Here is a 16,091-nt window from a genome sequence, read left to right as displayed (position 1 = left end):
AAATAACAAAGTGGTAAAACATTGCCTGAGAGTAGAGCGTGATGACCGTGAGGTCAGTCATGACCCGCCATTTTTTTGAAGAGTGGGGAATGGAACGCAATAAAAGAAAAGAGGGAATGTTTATGAACGGAATTACAATGATGGTTCTTGCAATTGTTGTACTGGGCGGCGCATACCTGATTTACGGCCGTTATCTGGAGAAAAAGTGGGGAATTGATCCGAATGCGAAGACTCCGGCCTACGAAATGGACGACGGAGTGGACTATGTTCCGGCTGATACAAATGTGGTATTCGGCCACCAGTTCGCATCGATCGCCGGAGCAGGACCGATTAACGGACCGATTCAGGCGGCGATGTTCGGATGGCTTCCAGTCCTGTTGTGGATCCTTGTGGGCGGTGTGTTTTTCGGAGCTGTCCAGGATTTTTCGGCGATGTACGCGTCTGTAAAAAACAAAGGGCGTACCATCGGCTATATTATTGAAGAGTATATCGGAAAGACAGGGAAGAAACTCTTCCTGCTGTTCTGCTGGCTGTTCTGTATCCTTGTAGTTGCAGCGTTTGCGGATGTAGTGGCCGGCACATTTAACGGCTTTATGGCAGATGCGGCAGGAGCTGTAACGACAGTCAAAGCAAACGGAGCTGTAGCGACGACTTCCATGCTCTTTATTATCGAAGCAGTAGGGCTTGGAATGATACTCAGATACGGAAAATTACATAAATGGGTCAATACGGGTATTGCTCTTGTCATGCTCGTGGCAGCAGTGGCAATTGGAATGAATTTCCCTGTTTATATGACCTCTTCTACATGGCATGTCATTATTTTTGTATATATTATGATCGCTTCCGTAGTTCCCGTATGGAGCCTTCTGCAGCCAAGAGATTATTTAAACAGCTACCTGTTGGTGTTTATGATTGGAGCAGCAATCTTGGGGATTTTCGTATCCAACCCGTCCTGCAACCTGAATACCTTCAACGGGTTTACGGTAAACGGGCAGTATATGTTCCCGATCCTGTTTGTAACGATCGCCTGCGGCGCTGTATCCGGGTTCCATTCACTCGTATCCTCCGGTACGGCCTCCAAGCAGATTAAGAATGAGAAAAACATGCTTCCCGTTTCCTTCGGCGCCATGCTGATGGAAAGCATGCTGGCAGTAATCGCGCTGATCGCAGTTGCATCCTTTGCAGATGGAGAGGCAGCGGCGGCAGGTCTGAAGACACAGCCACAGATTTTTGCGGGAGCAATAGCCAATTTCCTTATGAAGGCAGGACTTCCATACGCGCTTGTATTTACGCTGATCAATCTGGCCGTATCCGCATTTGCTCTGACATCACTCGACTCTGTTGCGAGAATCGGACGCCTTTCCTTCCAGGAGCTGTTTCTGGATGAAGGAGTTGATGAAGAGAACATGGGACCGGTGAGAGCCGTGCTTACGAACAAATATTTCTCCACGGTTATTACTCTGTTTCTGGCTTACCTGCTGGCAAAGGTGGGATATGCGAAGATCTGGCCGCTGTTCGGTTCGGCAAATCAGCTGCTGTCGGCGCTCGCTCTAATCGCATGTGCCGTTTTCCTAAAGAAGACAAACCGTCAGGGTGTCATGCTTTGGGTTCCTATGTTCTTCATGCTGGCAGTTACGTTTTCCGCTTTGGGGATAACGATTTACAATTTAGGCACGGAATTTTTCACGAATGGTCTTGACCTTGGAAATACGCTTCAGTTGATTTTTGCAGTGCTCCTTCTTCTCCTGGGACTGATTGTCGCTGTTCAGGCATCAACCGCCTGAGAGGAAAAGAGCCGGCTGCAAAGAAACAGGTAAGCAGCAGTGAGGCCGTGCAGGCGTAATAAATAAATGATAACGTCGTTTTATCCGGCAAAAACAGGGTTGACAGAGAAGGGATATCGATGTTACAATTAACGAAATTATTAGAAAGAGGTGCTGTATGTCCGCTGTGTCTGTATTTAGGACGATCAACTAAATATTGGAAAGGGTTAGAAAGCTGCAGAGGAAAATACACTCTGCTGCGGCAAAGAAACGGGAAAGCTCCGTTTGTTTGTGTTACCCTTTTTAAAAGACATACCAGACAGGCTGCATCCATTTAAGTTTATAGCAAATTGTTTTGCCCGCAGGAGCATTCTGCGCCGTTATAGGTGTGGTATGTCTTTGCGGGCATTTTTAATGCACAGAAGAGCGTTGTAAATTTCCTTGTGCATCAAAATTCCGCCGGTGATCGTCCTTGGATCGGAGACGTACGGTCTCTGAAGCAGCCTGTTGCATCTGCGGGAATTTAATATAGAAAGAGAGAGAATTGCTTTATGATGTGTGAATCGGTTCGTTATGCATAGCAAAGGCTGTTGCATGGAATCAGATAAACGAGATTCAAAATAGAATAGCCTTTGCTCAGTCCTGAAAACGAAGTTTAGGAGGAGCAAAATGAGCTATATGAAAGCGGCTGACGTACTGCCGCAGGAATTAATTGATAAAATTCAGGATTACATCGACGGAGGATATATTTACGTACCGCGAAAGGACACAAACAGGAGAGCCTGGGGAGAAAAGACTAACCGAAAGCATGAAACGTCCGCCAGGAATACGGAAATGTACAGGAAATATCAGAATGGGATGACAGTAGCCCGCCTTTCCGAAGAGTATTACTTATCACCGAAGAGCGTACAGAAGATCGTCGCAAGATTAAAAACACAAAATGAAAATTAAGATCAGGAAAAGCGTTCCTTTAGCGGAGCGCTTTTTCGTTTCAGAAACGAGATGACGGTTGAGGCGGTATGCAGGAGGCTTTATAATAAATTTATCAACAGCGAGAAACGATTTATCAGGAGAAAAAGAATGAAAGCAAAAAAGATGAAATCGACAAATAATAAAGTTAAATCCGTAAATAAGCATACCTCTGATACAGAATGCAATCGTACTATTAGAGGAATAATCATAAAAATTATGAATAAGCAGGCGCAGGCACAAGTGGATGGTGATCGTATTATGTGCCTGGTGCCGGGGGTGCTTACGGCTGGCAGGAATCTCCTTGCGGCAGGGGATAAGGCGGAAATCGAAGATTTGGCGGCGGCCAGTTCAAGCTGGTCGATATACTTCCCAGAGATACGTCTCTTTACAGAGGGGACAGGAGAGCGAAGGGAGAAGAAATACTGATTGCGGCGAATGCCGATCAGGTTATCGCAGTAGTTACAGCTGACTATTTTATGCAGCAGGCGGGTTTTGCGGAAGCGGCAATCATTGCGGCTAAAAGAGCGGGAATCCGGGTCGGCGTTTTTATCAGCAAGTGGGATACGGCTGGAGAAAGCATAAAGAAGGCGCTCTGTGAGAAGATGGAATTGTATAGGAAGTCGGCGGACTTTATACTTGCTGGTTCGGCCAGAGCATGTCAGGATGAACTGGCGCCTGAGGTCAGAGGAAAGACGACGGTTATCGTTGGAGACAGGTCGTGTGGAAAGACGTCTTTAATTCTGGGAATTCTGGAAACGCTAGGAGAAAACGTACGTCCAGAAACAAATTTACCGGGCACACACACGACTGAGCTGTATGCAGGCCCGGATGAAACATTCCTGATCGACACGCCTGGATTTCGAGACTTTTGCCTATCAAATGTATCCGTAAAGGAGCGGGAAGAGACGTTTCCGGAAATTGCCGGATGGGCGGTAAAATGCTATTTCAGCAGTTGTACACATACCTACGAAGATGGCTGTCAGGTCATTCAGGGACTGAGGGAGAAGAAGATTAAGCGGGAGCGGTATGACGCCTGGCGGAAAATGTCTGAAAGCGCCAGAAGCGGGCGGCAGGCATCGGAGATTTCCATACCCAAAATCGATTATCGTCACCGGGAATGCAGGGAAAGTTTTCTGTGTAAGGAATGTGGCGAGCCGGTTGCGCCGGACGGAGCGGGAAGCAGACACAGGAACCACTGTCCGAAATGCCTCTCCAGCGTTCATGTGGATATTGAACCGGGGGACCGTGCTTCTCTCTGCAGCGGAATCATGGATCCGATCGGCGTATGGGTGCGCAGAGACGGAGAGTGGGCGATTATTCACAGGTGCAGGCTTTGCGGGGAGCTCAGCTCTAATCGAATAGCGGCGGACGACAATCCAGCCCTTCTGATGTCAATTGCGGTCCGCCCGTTGGCCAGAACACCCTTTCCGTTGGATAAGATACAGGAACTATACTGTACAAACAAGTCGGAAATACGGTAAAAGTAAAGTCTGGCATGACGTATCATGTTATATCGTCCAGGAGCGCATCGATAATATTTTCTCGTTTTAGCTTGCCGACGGCGTATAACATTGTAATGAACTCGATAAAGAATACGCCGAATACGCTGATTCCGATGCTGGTCCACGGAAATACAAAGTCGATTTCGGCTCCTCCGGCGGTCAATCCTCTGTATATCAGCCAGGAGAGAATCACTGATACAGGAAGACCGAACAGCAATGTCCTTATGCCATAAAAGGCACATTCAAAATTTATCATTTTTTGGAAATCACGGTCGGACATCCCGACAGAGCGCAGCATAGCGAGCTCCCGCCTGCGTAGTCTGATATTGGTGGAAATCGTGTTGAATACATTTGCAACAGCAATCAGTGAAATCATAATGACAAAAACACAGGTGAAGAGATTGATAATGAACAGAATATTGTGGTTTTGTTCCAGCATTTGGTGTACATTATATAGCGTATACCGGGATGTAATACCTGCGTTTTTAATCATGGTTTCCATTTCAGACGTTGATTGAGAGGGGGTCTCCGAACGGAAGGTCAGACCCATCGCCGTGTGGGCGCCGGGGGCTTCAAACGTCTCTTTCATGTGATAAGGAGCCACGGCCATAAAGACATATGGCCTCACTTCGGAAGGGGGCTTGGGGAGCGTATCAACTGGTATGGTATCCACAAATGTAATACGAATATCCTGTTCCGGACCTGTCTTTGCGCCTTCCCTTGTAGTGGGAGTAATTTGAAAATTCATGGAACGGTCTGAGAACATATCCATCAGCCCGCTGGCTTTGCCCTTTCCGTTATCCGCTCTTTTCGCCTTGGCGACGGCGATCATTTGTCCATCCCGTCCTGTATATTCTTCCAACGGTAAGTCCAGGCTTTCAAGAAAGCGAAGATACACGCTGTCCTCAATAAACTGGATGTCCATTGGCAGATCCAGGCTTTCGCCGGCCAGGACGTAGTCGGAGGATTCCCGGTATTCATCGGTAAAAGTATCCGTTTCAACGTAACATGAAAATGAGGAAAGAGCCTGATAAGAACTTTCATAAACTCCTTCGGCTGTTCTTAACTCATCGTAAAGGTCGAATATTTCATCCTCATTCATACAACCGGAATGGAAATCTTCCGTTGAGAAATTATCTGATGAGAAATTATTTATACAGATATCATCAGTGGAAAAGCAGATATCATAGTCGCTGTCCACAACCGCCTGTTCCGCAGCACGCTTCAGATGAGTTCCGAAGGTATTCGCGGATATAAATAATACGACACTTAGAGTAAGGGACAGCACGATGCTGCGGTAACGCCGTCTGTTCCGCTTGAAGTTTTTGAGCGCAAGGGTTCCTTCTAAGCCGAATATACGCTTCGCGAATTTTGACGTTTTCACGGATTTTTCGTCCACTTTGATCTCGTTTGTCTGCCGGATACATTCCATGACAGGAGTCCTTGCGGCTTTTTTGGCCGGAATATAGGCTGAGATAATTATGGTAACCATGCTGACTGCGGCCGCCGAGGCAAGTGAGGAAATGGATACTGATAAGGTTAAGGGTACGGTGTCGTAGAGAATGTTCCTGAAATTCTTATCCACGAGGGAAATGACGAAATGAATGCAGGGGAGTCCAATCAGAATTCGGCCGGAATACCGACGGCGCCGATGCACAGCCCTTCAAATAATACGGAGTTCCTAAGCTGACGTTTCGTTGCCCCTATGGACATAAGAATTCCGAACTGGCGTATCCGGTCGTTCAGCGAAATGGAAAAGGAATTGTAAATTAAAAAAATGGATCCCAGCATAATTAATGCGGTAAGAATACCTCCTACCGAGTACAAAAGCGTATTGAATATCCGGTCGTCGGAGAGGCCCATAAAACGCAGCACTTCATCATTAAAGGCATAGTTCCGGCTTTCGGCGAGACTGGCGGCATAAGTATGAACCTTCCGCGGATTTTTCAGCGTTACAAATACGCTGTAACTGTCCGCCCGGCCGGATTTTTCAGCCATGGTTATCATGGTATATCCTGGAGCGGTATACTCTTCAAATGGAGGCCGTTCACATATGCCCACGACGGTATAGGTCTTCCGCATTTTCGGTACGAGGATTTCCTTCGACGCTCCGGACCCATTTATCCCGGTGTAAGGGGTATGCTGGCTGAGAACTTCATTCCCGCTCATGCGGTTTCCAACAGAGAGAGAAATAGTGCTTCCTGTGGATATTTTAACGCCGCCGTTTGCTGCGACGTGGGCCGGAACCAGAATTTCTTTACTGTTTTCCGGCAGTCTGCCTGAAATGAGGCGTATGGGCAGGGTATCAAAGGTTTCCTTATTGAATCCGGCTATAAAGAGATAGGGCTTGCCAGGATTGTTTCCTCCTTTCAGTACCGCATAGCCGATATTCTCAAATGACGCAGTTTCTGCAGCTTCGATGTCGTGGCTCCGCTCCTGTATGAACGTGGGAGATGCATCTAAAAATGCCGCATGCCAGCCGCCGTATTTTACGATGGCTCCATTAACCACGTAATTCTGAAGGGAAACGACAAATACGGAAACGGCCGTGATCATGGCAGTGGACAGTATGACGCCGGTCACCGTTACAGCAGTCCGCACACGGCTTTTTTTCATGCTCTGCAGGGCTATTTTGCTGAAGATATTCATGTACGCGCCACCTGCCTTTCATCCCGCGTCACTTTGCCGTCTGCTATACAGATAATGCGGTCTGCCTGAAGAGCGATGTTCTCATCATGGGTGACGATAATAAGAGTCTGTTTATATTTTCTGTGGCTTAATTTCAGAAGATCAATAATTTCTTGTCCGTTCCGGCTGTCCAGACTGCCTGTAGGTTCGTCTGCAAGACAGACCTGCGGGGCGTTCATCAAAGCGCGCCCGATGGAAACCCGCTGCTGCTGTCCTCCTGAAAGCTGATTGGGCAAATGCCTTTTCCGTTCCTGAAGCCCCAAAAGATCCAGCAAGTCATTCAGCCGTTCTTCGTTCACCTTACGTTTGTCCATCAAAATCGGCAGGGTGATGTTTTCTACCACATTCAGAGTGGGGATGAGATTGTGAAACTGATAAATCAGTCCAACCTGGCGTCTACGAAAGATAGCAAGTTTTTCGTTATTTTGGGAATATATGTCCTGTCCGTCCAAATAAACCTTTCCGCTTGTCGGTATATCCACACCGGCAATGATATGCAGCAGCGTGGATTTGCCGGAACCGGAAGGGCCGGTTATTGCGATAAAGTCTCCTTTTTCGATTGTAAGCGATACATGGTTAAGGGCAGTAACCTGATTTTCGGCTTTGCCGTAGACCTTGCACAAATCTTCGATTTTTAAAAACTCCATTATGTGTACCTCCTCTTGTACTTATATCAGATATAATAGAGCTGTTCGCTTACATCTCGGTGACTTTTCAGTGAGAGATCCGTCACTTTGGAAAATGAATATCGAATACCGCTCCGCTTTGAGGATGATTTTTGGCGGTTACGGTTCCGCCCTGACGTGTTATGATCATCCTGCAGAGAGCAAGTCCGATCCCGTACCCTGACTCATTTGCGTTCTTTCCACGGTAAAATCGGTCAAATAGGTGTGATAAGTCTTCCTTATCGAAGCCTGGTCCGCTGTCATGGATAACAATTCTGGTAAACAGTGGGTTGTCCACGCAGATAATCTCAATTTTACCGTTATTGCCTGCGCTTTCCATGCAGTTTTTGAGAAGATTCTGAATCGCTTCCGCCAACCAGCCGGAGTCGCCCCAAATCGTTAATCCTTTCGGAATATCCAGCTTCAGGTCAATACCACGCAGCTCCATCGGAATTATCAGCGGACAAAGCGCGGCGTCTATCAGGCTGTCTACCTCTGTCTGACTGTTTTGGAATACTACGATACCGGCGTCCAGGCGTGATAATTTCAACAAGGAAGTGAGCAGCCAGTCCATACGAAGGAGCAAACTCTCTGTCTCACGCAGAAGCCTTTTCCGGTCATGTTCATCCGCATTATTTTCTAACAGGGACAGAATCAGATTTACGGAAGTGAGCGGAGTACGAAGCTGGTGAGCGATGTCGGCCAGAGAATCGGCAAGGTGTGCCTTCTCCTTTTTTAAAGCAGCGTTCTGTTCCCGGATACGTAGGGTCATTTTGGCAATCTCGGTCTGCAGAATGGAAAGTTCTCCTTCTTCCAACGCATTGATATAAAAATGATCGGCGTTGTGGAGAACGAGATCGATTTCCTCTGAAATTTTTGCAATGCGGTTATATCTGGCTTTTGTAAACACGATAAACGCCGTTCCAAAGGCGGCGGCAGAAACGACGGCAAGAATTCCGGCTGCCGTATTGATCGTGAATCCAAAGGCGGCAGTAGCGGCAGCAATAAGGACGAACAAAACGGCAAACTGCCGGAACTCTTTATTTCTAAGCATACTTGTCCCCCAATCGATATCCTGTTCCGCGGACGGTCAGAATAATTTTTGGGTCTGCGGGATTGTCCTCGATCTTTTCACGCAGTCGTTTAATGTATACGGTCAGCGTATTGTCATTGACAAATTCGCCTGCGGCGTCCCACAATTCGTCCAGCAGCCGGCCTCTCGTGATGATACGCGATGGGTTGTTTATAAATATCAGCAGCAGCCGGTATTCCAAGGCCGAAAGAAAAACTTCCCGGCCGTCTTTTTTTACGGTGCCTCCGGCCGTATCCACATGGAGGCCGCAGACGTTTAACGACGACGGGGCATGGGCATTTTTTCGCAGAGCGGCGTTAATCCGCGCGATCAGCTCACGAGGACGGAAAGGTTTGACGATATAGTCATCCGCGCCTATATTCAGACCGGTAACAACGCTGGCCTCATCGCCAGAAGCGGTTAAGAAGATAACAGGAATATCCTGAGTTTCCTTGAGCTCTGTACAGACCGCGAATCCATTTCCGTCGGGAAGAGAAATGTCAACCAGGGCCAGGTCAAATTTATTTCCGGCGGCTATGAAAAGTGCTTCCTCCTGCGTGCGGGCAAGGGTAACGGAGAATCCTTCTGAGTGAAGTAAGAGCACAAGATTTTTGGAAATGGACTGATCGTCCTCAATCAAAAAAATACGTATCATTGATTTACCATCCTTTGTTTTCATGATTGCAGGAGTACGATGTATACCTGCAACACTATTAACTTCATTATATTTCTTGTAAACGAAATATACAAGCCGGGCGTTATGCCGCACATCTTATTTCCGCTTCTTGACCCGTTTTTTCAGTCGAGAAGATGGGCGTCTGAACTGTTATAATTTCCTGAGAAAAGGAGAGATCATAAACAAAAAACTCGATTGCCGGAATAAAGTATTAAAATGTGATAGAGATATGGTACAATGTTCGTAAAGCGAGCATTGTACCAGCGCATACCGATTTCTGCGTTAACCGCAGAAAGTCGGGCGCTAAAATCCGCCGGAGGCGCCGTATCCCCGAAGGGGATATGGTACAATGTTCGTAGAGCGGATATTCTGAGGAGGGTGAGAGCTTATGCGTTTGGAAAACCTGATTAATGAAAATTTTGATGAGCTGAACGAGAATGATATGATGATCTGGCGTTATATACAGTCCCATAAAAAGGAGTGCTGTTCCATATCTATTGTTGAATTGGCCCAAAAGTGCTGTATATCCAGAACAACGATTTCCAGATTTACGCAGAAACTGTCATTTGAAGGCTTTCGGGAATTTAAAATACGGTTAAAACTGGAGTTTGAACAGGAGCAGATTCAAAATGCACTTTTGCTGGACGATGTTTGCATGAATTATGCCAAGTGTATTCAAACGGTAAAAGAAACAGACATGAACGAAATCTGCGAATATATTTCAAAGGCGGACAGGCTCTTTGTGTTTGGAACAGGAGAAGTGCAGAATGCGGCGGCTCAGATGATTAAACGAATGTTTTTGAATGCAAAACGCTTTTTCGTAACCTTATATGGAAAAAGCGAAGTTACAATGGCTATGGAAGACTTAGGACCGAGGGATTTTGTGATTATTATTTCTTTATCCGGGGAAAATCATCTGGCTGTTGAGACAGCAAAAAAGTTAAGGGGAAAAGGAGTCTATATCCTTTCCATCACAGGTCTGAGTAATAACACGGTAGCTAAAATGAGCAATAAAAATTTATTTATTACAACTACTAAACTGATGAATACAGGAGGCGTATCGCTGGAAACCTGCAGCTCTTATTTTAATATCGCGGAGCTTCTGTGCGTAAAGTACCTGATGTATTTAGAAAAGACAAAATCAGAATGTGAATCATAGATGTACATGAGATGTAAAAAACATCCAAATTTCAGGATATTTAATATCTGGAATTTGGATGTTTTTTTATTTCTTTTGTGTCATATGTACAGAAAATGTGCAGAAGAAAGAAAGCTGTACATGTTCCGTAAATGGCCCCAAACCATTGAAAAACCGTGAAAGAGCGGATACAATGAGACCATCGAAGGACGTCCGGAAAAAATAAGAGGAGGTAGAAATGTGAAAGGAGCAATGCAAAAAATACAGCGTTTTGGAGGAGCGATGTTTACACCCGTACTGCTATTTTCTTTTGCAGGCATTATGGTGGGGCTGTCGACGCTCTTTATGAATGAATCTATATTCGGGGAAATCGCAGCGGATGGCCACATATGGTACAGGATCTGGTATATGATCCAGGAAGGCGCCTGGATGGTTTTCAGGCAAATGCCCCTGCTGTTTGTGATCGGACTGCCGATCGGGCTGGCTAAAAAACAAAACGCCAGGTGCGTTTTGGAAGCGTTTGTTATCTACGTTACGTTTAATTATTTTCTGGCGGCGGTTCTGCAGTTCTGGGGACCGATGTTCGGAGTGGATTATCTGGCGGAAGCGGGAGGAACCAGCGGCCTTGCAATGATTTGTGGAATAAAGAGTCTGGATACGGGAATGTTTGGGGCGCTGATTATTTCTGGAATCGTCGTATGGATACATAACCGGTATTTTGACAAAGAACTGCCGGAGTGGCTTGGCATTTTCACAGGATCCAGTTATGTAGTGATGATAGGATTTTTTGTTATGATTCCGGTTGCGTTTGTGTTTGCCGGAGTCTGGCCGAAGGTTCAGGCAGCCATCTATACGCTTCAGGATTTATTTAAGGCAAGCGGAACGATAGGCGTAGGTTTATATGCGTTCTGTGAAAAGATTTTGCTTCCTACAGGACTGCATCATTTTATCTATGCGCCGTTTACCCTGGATTCTGCAGTCGTGCCGGGAGGAATCGAAGCATATTGGGCGTTGCATTTAAATGAGTTCGCCAATAGCACGCTGCCTTTAAAAGAGCTGTTCCCGGCAGGCGGATTTGAATTGTTTGGAAATGCCAAAGTGTTTGCTCCAATAGGAATCACGCTCGCATTTTATACGACGGCAAGAAAAGAAAAACGCAAACAAGTGCTTACGCTGATGATTCCGGCGGCCCTTACGGCCATGCTGACAGGAATTACGGAACCGATTGAATTTACGTTCCTGTTCATCGCTCCGGTACTGTTTGTGGTTCATGCCCTCTTATGTGCCTGCATTAATGCGGTTATGTATATGGCCGGAGTGTCTGGAGCCTTTGGAAACGGATTGATTGCATGGCTGTCGCTTAACTGGATACCTCTGGGTAAGAATCACTGGCAGACGTATGTGATTCAGGTAATCATAGGACTGGCTTTTTCCATGGTATGGTTTCTTGTGTTCCGGTTTCTGATTAAGAAATTTAATTTTCTGACTCCGGGCAGAGAAGAAGACAATATGGAGACAAAACTGTATACAAAAAAAGATTATAAGGAAAAAAACGCAGCCAAAGAAGGGAGTTCCTATGCAGAGCAAATTCTTACTCTTCTGGGCGGCAAAGAAAACATAATTGATGTTACGAACTGCGCCACAAGGCTCAGAGTGAATGTACAAGACGAAAGCCTTGTGCGTCCGGAAATTGAATTTAAAAAGATAGGAGCTCACGGTTTGAGCGTAAACGGGAAGGCTGTGCAGGTAATTGTAGGGCTCAGAGTGCCAAAGGTGAGGGAAGAATTTGAAGCATGTCTTTAAAAGACAAAGAAACAAATCAGAGTTAGACAATATTAAAGATACCAGAAGATGTTGCAAAAAGGAATAGAGCATTGCCGCCGATACCAGATGTAGTGACTTGGCCACCGCCTGGAACGAAATCTGGTATCGGCGGCAATGCGGATTCGACTTTTGCAACACCCTCGACATCTGTCCATTGAGAAGAAAGGAAGGACAATTATGAAACAGTTTTCAATAACAATAGCCGGAGGCGGCAGCACATTTACGCCAGGTATTATTATGATGTTGTTAAATCATCAGGAAGAATTTCCGATCAGGAAGTTATGTCTCTATGACAATGATAAGGAGAGACAGGAGATCATAGCGAAAGCATGTGGAATTCTTTTGGAAGAACGTGCGCCGCAGATCGAATTTTACTATACAGTTGATCCGGCAAACGCGTTTTCTGATACGGATTTTGTTATGGCCCATATCCGCGTGGGAAAGTATGCGATGCGTGAAAAAGATGAGAAGATTCCAATGAAATATGGCGTAGTAGGACAGGAGACATGCGGCCCAGGCGGGATTGCTTATGGTATGCGCTCCATTGGAGGAATCCTGGAAATCCTGGATTATATGGAAAAGTACAGTCCGAACGCATGGATGCTGAATTATTCCAATCCGGCCGCCATAGTGGCGGAGGCCACAAGGCGCCTCCGTCCGAATTCCAGAATCATCAACATCTGCGATATGCCACTTGGAATTATGGTGCGGATGGCGAAAATTCTCGGCATGTCGGAGAAGGATCTGGATATCAGCTACTACGGATTGAATCATTTCGGCTGGTGGACCGCAGTAAAAGATAAAAATGGAAATGATCTTATGCCGCGGCTGAAAGCGTATGTCTCAGAAAATGGATATGACATTAATATTGAAGAAGACCAGCATGCGGACCAGAGCTGGCATGAAACTTTTAGAAAGGTCAGAGATGTATACGCGGTGGACCCTGATACGCTGCCCAATACTTACCTGAAATATTACCTGTATCCGGATTATGTCGTAGCTCATACGGATCCGCAGTATACCAGAGCAAATCAGGTTATGGACGGCAGGGAAAAAGAAGTCTTCTCTGCGGCGGGAGATATTATTAAAAACGGTACGGCAGAAGGATGCAGGTTCCAGGCGGATGATCACGCGTCCTATATTGTTGACCTGGCCAGGGCGCTGGCGTTTAATACAAAAGAAAAAATGCTTCTGATTGTGCCAAATGGGGGCGCAGTTGAGAATTTTGACCCGGAAGCCATGGTTGAAATTCCATGTATTGTAGGGAAGGACGGCTATGAGAAGATTGCCCAGGGAAAAATACCTCAGTTTCAGAAGGGCCTCATGGAACAGCAGGTGAGTGTTGAAAAACTGGTTGTGGAAGCATGGATAGAAGGAAGCTATCACAAGCTGTGGCAGGCATTGACGTTATCGAAAACCGTGCCGAGCGCTGCCGTTGCAAAACAAATACTGGATGATCTGATTGAAGCAAACAGAGAGTTCTGGCCGGAACTTCGGTAACAGCAGGCAAGTCATTCTGTTAAATACATAGAAAAAGGTGATCATATGAAAAGTGCGGTATTTTATGGAAAACATGATTTGAGATTAGAGGACAGCGAGAGGCCGTCGGTCGGAGACCACGACGTGCTGATTCAGGTAAAAGCCTGCGGCATATGCGGAACAGACGTCCATATTTATGAAGGCGATAAGGGAGCGGCACAAGTGACGCCGCCGACTATTCTGGGTCATGAATTTTCCGGAGTAGTCGCAGCAATCGGAAAGAAAGTTAAAAACTGCAAACCAGGCGACCGCGTTTGTGTCGATCCAAACTGTTACTGCGGCAGCTGTGAACCGTGCCGGAACGGCGCAGCGCATTTCTGTAAACATATGAAAGGTTACGGAACGACGGTAAACGGAGGTTTTGCTGAATTCTGTTCCGTGGACGAACGACAGGTATATCCCTTGGGGCCCAATACTACTTTTGAACAGGGAGCCATGGCCGAACCGGTGGCATGCTGCTTCATGGAATCGACATGTGTGGTATAAAACCGGGACATCAGGTGGTCATCATAGGCGGCGGTATGATCGGTCTTCTCATGCTTCAGCTGTCAAAACTGGCGGGAGCGGCGAAGACGGCTCTGATTGAACCTGTGGAGGTCAAAAGGCTGACGGGAAAGAAATTGGGTGCTGATATATGCATCGATCCAACAGGAAAGGATGTTAAGAAGATACTGGAAGAAAATGGAATGAACTGGATCAATACGGTCATTGAATGTGTGGGAAGACCGTCCACGATCCGGCAGGCCATAGATCTGGCCGGTCCAAAGGGTGTGGTAATGATGTTCGGCCTGACAAGGCGGATGAAGAAATTGAAGTCAGACCTTTTGAAATATTTCAAAAGGAATTGGAACTAAAGGCCTCATATATTAACCCATATACACAAAAAAGGGCGTTGGAGCTGATTGACTCGGGAAGGCTGGATGTCAGCTGCATGATTGCCGAAATTTGTGGTTTGGACAAATTAAAGGATATATTATCTGATCCTAAGATGAGGGCAAAGGGAAAGTTCGTGATTTCTCCGGAAATCTGAGAAAGATCTAAGAGATACAAAAAAAGGGTGCTGCATAGGCTAAATCAGCGTTGCATCGATACAAGATTACGTTCCAAGTCATTACATCTGGTATCGATGGCAACGCTATATCCTATTTGCGGCACCCTCTTTTATTTCTTCTATGTTTCTATTGTAAATTATAATTACTCATCAAACAGTTTCCCATACAGTTCTTCGGCTAGGGAATCGGCATAAGTCTGATCTGCGATGTCATGTGTCGTGATCAGGATATCCTGGATCAGTTCCAGGCGTTTTAAACTGATCTCTTCCGGAATCAGGCCGTCCAGTTCGCCCTGAAGCTGGTCATCCAGAGAGTCGGCGGAGTGATTTTTTATAAAATCTTCCACAATCGTGTTTGTCTTTGCTTCCTCTTCCTGAACAAGAGAGGACATCTGCTTTGCAGCTTTGCTGGTGGAAACAGCTACGATCAGAGAACCGACACCCATAATGGTCAGAACGCCGAAGGTCAAAAGACGGGCAGTCCCTTCGATCGGAACATGGATGACGTTTGCCCATAACAGGACGGACAATACGACGAGAACGGCCCCTACGCCGTAAAATGCAGAAGCAGAGGATTTCATATCCTGATACTTCTGGGACTTATTCACGTATACGTGTGACTGTGTACGTGCGGCAGCCCTTTTTGCGTTCTCTCCCGGCGAAAGCATGTCTGGTGTAAAGCCGGCTTCCGCCATAGCCGCCAGGCGCTCTGCCTTCTGCTTTTCCATTTCTTCTTTTTTCATGGCATCAGCCACTTCCTTCGATTCGACCAGAGGCCCCCCGCAGTCGGTACATACGGTGATCCCGTCGATAAATTCCATGTCGCATTTTGGACAATAAGGCATATTCAGTTCCTCCCCCTGTTATTTAACGAATTTGTGCGCCCGGCTTTCTGCGGTGAACGCAGAAACCGATATGCGCAGGTATAATGACCGCTTTGCGGTCATTATACCATATATTCTGACACTGTGCCACAAATTGAGGGGGATTTGAGGAAAAGCTGAATTGAAAAAGTAAATTCCAGTGCGGGACTAAATTCCACTGGTCTTTAAAATTTAGCCTGAATTATCAGGTTTTTAACGTAAAGATTCTAGATATCTGCTATAATTAGTTTGACTTCTTATAAAAAATCCGATTTCCGGACATGGCAAACGGGCTACTGGAATTCTGCGTGCGAGACTAAATTCCACCAGCCACATTC

15 protein-coding genes are annotated in these 16,091 nt (G+C 46.2%); 9 read left to right on the top strand and 6 right to left on the bottom strand.

What is annotated here, in order from left to right:
* Nucleotides 1-59: 59 nt before the first annotated feature.
* From DXA13_RS03010 to DXA13_RS03000, 4 genes are all read left to right on the top strand, one after another.
* Complete coding sequence (locus tag DXA13_RS03010; RefSeq protein WP_347559665.1) at nt 60-1,784, top strand: carbon starvation CstA family protein; 1,725 nt, start codon at nt 60-62, stop codon at nt 1,782-1,784.
* Between the two features lie 621 nt (nt 1,785-2,405).
* Complete coding sequence (locus DXA13_RS03005; RefSeq protein ID WP_278287023.1) at nt 2,406-2,714, top strand: CD3324 family protein; 309 nt, start codon at nt 2,406-2,408, stop codon at nt 2,712-2,714.
* A gap of 129 nt (nt 2,715-2,843) precedes the next feature.
* Entirely contained in the window at nt 2,844-3,161 is a 318-nt protein-coding gene (locus DXA13_RS21435) for a hypothetical protein (protein ID WP_243008938.1), read from the top strand.
* Complete coding sequence (locus DXA13_RS03000) at nt 3,089-4,216, top strand: RNHCP domain-containing protein (protein WP_347559682.1); 1,128 nt, start codon at nt 3,089-3,091, stop codon at nt 4,214-4,216. The genes DXA13_RS21435 and DXA13_RS03000 overlap by 73 nt, the downstream gene beginning before the upstream one ends.
* Nucleotides 4,217-4,238: 22 nt before the next feature.
* On the opposite strand, the gene DXA13_RS22695 is transcribed toward DXA13_RS03000, so the two are convergent.
* From DXA13_RS22695 to DXA13_RS02980, 5 genes are all read right to left on the bottom strand, one after another.
* Nucleotides 4,239-5,729: an ABC transporter permease gene (locus tag DXA13_RS22695; RefSeq protein ID WP_347559664.1), complete on the bottom strand. Its 1,491-nt coding sequence runs from the start codon at nt 5,727-5,729 to the stop codon at nt 4,239-4,241.
* Between the two features lie 128 nt (nt 5,730-5,857).
* The gene (locus DXA13_RS22690; protein ID WP_347559663.1) at nt 5,858-6,886 is read right to left on the bottom strand and encodes an ABC transporter permease; all 1,029 of its coding nucleotides are present in this window, start codon (nt 6,884-6,886) and stop codon (nt 5,858-5,860) included.
* The gene (locus DXA13_RS02990) at nt 6,883-7,572 is read right to left on the bottom strand and encodes an ABC transporter ATP-binding protein (protein WP_118241872.1); all 690 of its coding nucleotides are present in this window, start codon (nt 7,570-7,572) and stop codon (nt 6,883-6,885) included. Before DXA13_RS02990 ends, DXA13_RS22690 begins: the two co-directional genes overlap by 4 nt.
* An 82-nt stretch (nt 7,573-7,654) precedes the next feature.
* On the bottom strand, nt 7,655-8,644 hold the full coding sequence (locus DXA13_RS02985; RefSeq protein ID WP_118241871.1) for a HAMP domain-containing sensor histidine kinase: 990 nt from the start codon (nt 8,642-8,644) through the stop codon (nt 7,655-7,657).
* On the bottom strand, nt 8,637-9,317 hold the full coding sequence (locus DXA13_RS02980; RefSeq protein ID WP_118241870.1) for a response regulator transcription factor: 681 nt from the start codon (nt 9,315-9,317) through the stop codon (nt 8,637-8,639). Before DXA13_RS02980 ends, DXA13_RS02985 begins: the two co-directional genes overlap by 8 nt.
* Nucleotides 9,318-9,726: 409 nt before the next feature.
* On the opposite strand from DXA13_RS02980, the gene DXA13_RS02970 reads away from it, so the two are divergent.
* From DXA13_RS02970 to DXA13_RS21425, 5 genes are all read left to right on the top strand, one after another.
* On the top strand, nt 9,727-10,497 hold the full coding sequence (locus DXA13_RS02970; RefSeq protein ID WP_118241869.1) for a MurR/RpiR family transcriptional regulator: 771 nt from the start codon (nt 9,727-9,729) through the stop codon (nt 10,495-10,497).
* 231 nt (nt 10,498-10,728) lie between these two features.
* The gene (locus tag DXA13_RS02965; protein WP_118241985.1) at nt 10,729-12,279 is read left to right on the top strand and encodes an alpha-glucoside-specific PTS transporter subunit IIBC; all 1,551 of its coding nucleotides are present in this window, start codon (nt 10,729-10,731) and stop codon (nt 12,277-12,279) included.
* 198 nt (nt 12,280-12,477) lie between these two features.
* Nucleotides 12,478-13,800, top strand: a complete 1,323-nt coding sequence (locus DXA13_RS02960; RefSeq protein ID WP_118241868.1) for a 6-phospho-alpha-glucosidase — start codon at nt 12,478-12,480, stop codon at nt 13,798-13,800.
* A gap of 45 nt (nt 13,801-13,845) precedes the next feature.
* Nucleotides 13,846-14,325 carry an alcohol dehydrogenase catalytic domain-containing protein gene (locus tag DXA13_RS21430; RefSeq protein WP_243008937.1) on the top strand — a complete coding sequence of 160 codons (480 nt, stop codon included), beginning with the start codon at nt 13,846-13,848 and terminating at the stop codon, nt 14,323-14,325.
* Nucleotides 14,292-14,693 (top strand): zinc-binding dehydrogenase, encoded by a 402-nt coding sequence (locus tag DXA13_RS21425; RefSeq protein WP_243008936.1) that lies wholly within the window; start codon nt 14,292-14,294, stop codon nt 14,691-14,693. The genes DXA13_RS21430 and DXA13_RS21425 overlap by 34 nt, the downstream gene beginning before the upstream one ends.
* A gap of 340 nt (nt 14,694-15,033) precedes the next feature.
* Here DXA13_RS21425 and DXA13_RS02950 read toward each other — a convergent pair whose 3' ends face one another.
* Nucleotides 15,034-15,735, bottom strand: coding sequence for a hypothetical protein (locus DXA13_RS02950; RefSeq protein WP_118241867.1), 702 nt, complete (start codon nt 15,733-15,735; stop codon nt 15,034-15,036).
* Between the last annotated feature and the right edge of the window lie 356 nt (nt 15,736-16,091).

Source organism: Clostridium sp. AM58-1XD, from assembly GCF_003464085.1.
Lineage (GTDB): Bacteria > Bacillota > Clostridia > Lachnospirales > Lachnospiraceae > Lachnoclostridium_A.
Note: the sequence above shows the minus strand (reverse complement) of the source record. Positions and strands in the feature narration are given on the sequence as shown.

Excerpts from the sequence above, each read along its gene's own strand:
- DXA13_RS21425 (WP_243008936.1), top strand. The coding sequence starts at position 14,292 with ATGCTGCTTCATGGAATCGACATGTGTGGTATAAAACCGGGACATCAG.
- DXA13_RS02985 (WP_118241871.1), bottom strand. The coding sequence starts at position 8,644 with ATGCTTAGAAATAAAGAGTTCCGGCAGTTTGCCGTTTTGTTCGTCCTT.
- DXA13_RS02990 (WP_118241872.1), bottom strand. The coding sequence starts at position 7,572 with ATGGAGTTTTTAAAAATCGAAGATTTGTGCAAGGTCTACGGCAAAGCC.
- DXA13_RS22695 (WP_347559664.1), bottom strand. The coding sequence starts at position 5,729 with ATGGTTACCATAATTATCTCAGCCTATATTCCGGCCAAAAAAGCCGCA.
- DXA13_RS02960 (WP_118241868.1), top strand. The coding sequence starts at position 12,478 with ATGAAACAGTTTTCAATAACAATAGCCGGAGGCGGCAGCACATTTACG.
- DXA13_RS02950 (WP_118241867.1), bottom strand. The coding sequence starts at position 15,735 with ATGCCTTATTGTCCAAAATGCGACATGGAATTTATCGACGGGATCACC.
- DXA13_RS21435 (WP_243008938.1), top strand. The coding sequence starts at position 2,844 with ATGAAAGCAAAAAAGATGAAATCGACAAATAATAAAGTTAAATCCGTA.
- DXA13_RS03010 (WP_347559665.1), top strand. The coding sequence starts at position 60 with ATGACCCGCCATTTTTTTGAAGAGTGGGGAATGGAACGCAATAAAAGA.
- DXA13_RS02970 (WP_118241869.1), top strand. The coding sequence starts at position 9,727 with ATGCGTTTGGAAAACCTGATTAATGAAAATTTTGATGAGCTGAACGAG.
- DXA13_RS22690 (WP_347559663.1), bottom strand. The coding sequence starts at position 6,886 with ATGAATATCTTCAGCAAAATAGCCCTGCAGAGCATGAAAAAAAGCCGT.
- DXA13_RS02965 (WP_118241985.1), top strand. The coding sequence starts at position 10,729 with ATGCAAAAAATACAGCGTTTTGGAGGAGCGATGTTTACACCCGTACTG.
- DXA13_RS21430 (WP_243008937.1), top strand. The coding sequence starts at position 13,846 with ATGAAAAGTGCGGTATTTTATGGAAAACATGATTTGAGATTAGAGGAC.
- DXA13_RS02980 (WP_118241870.1), bottom strand. The coding sequence starts at position 9,317 with ATGATACGTATTTTTTTGATTGAGGACGATCAGTCCATTTCCAAAAAT.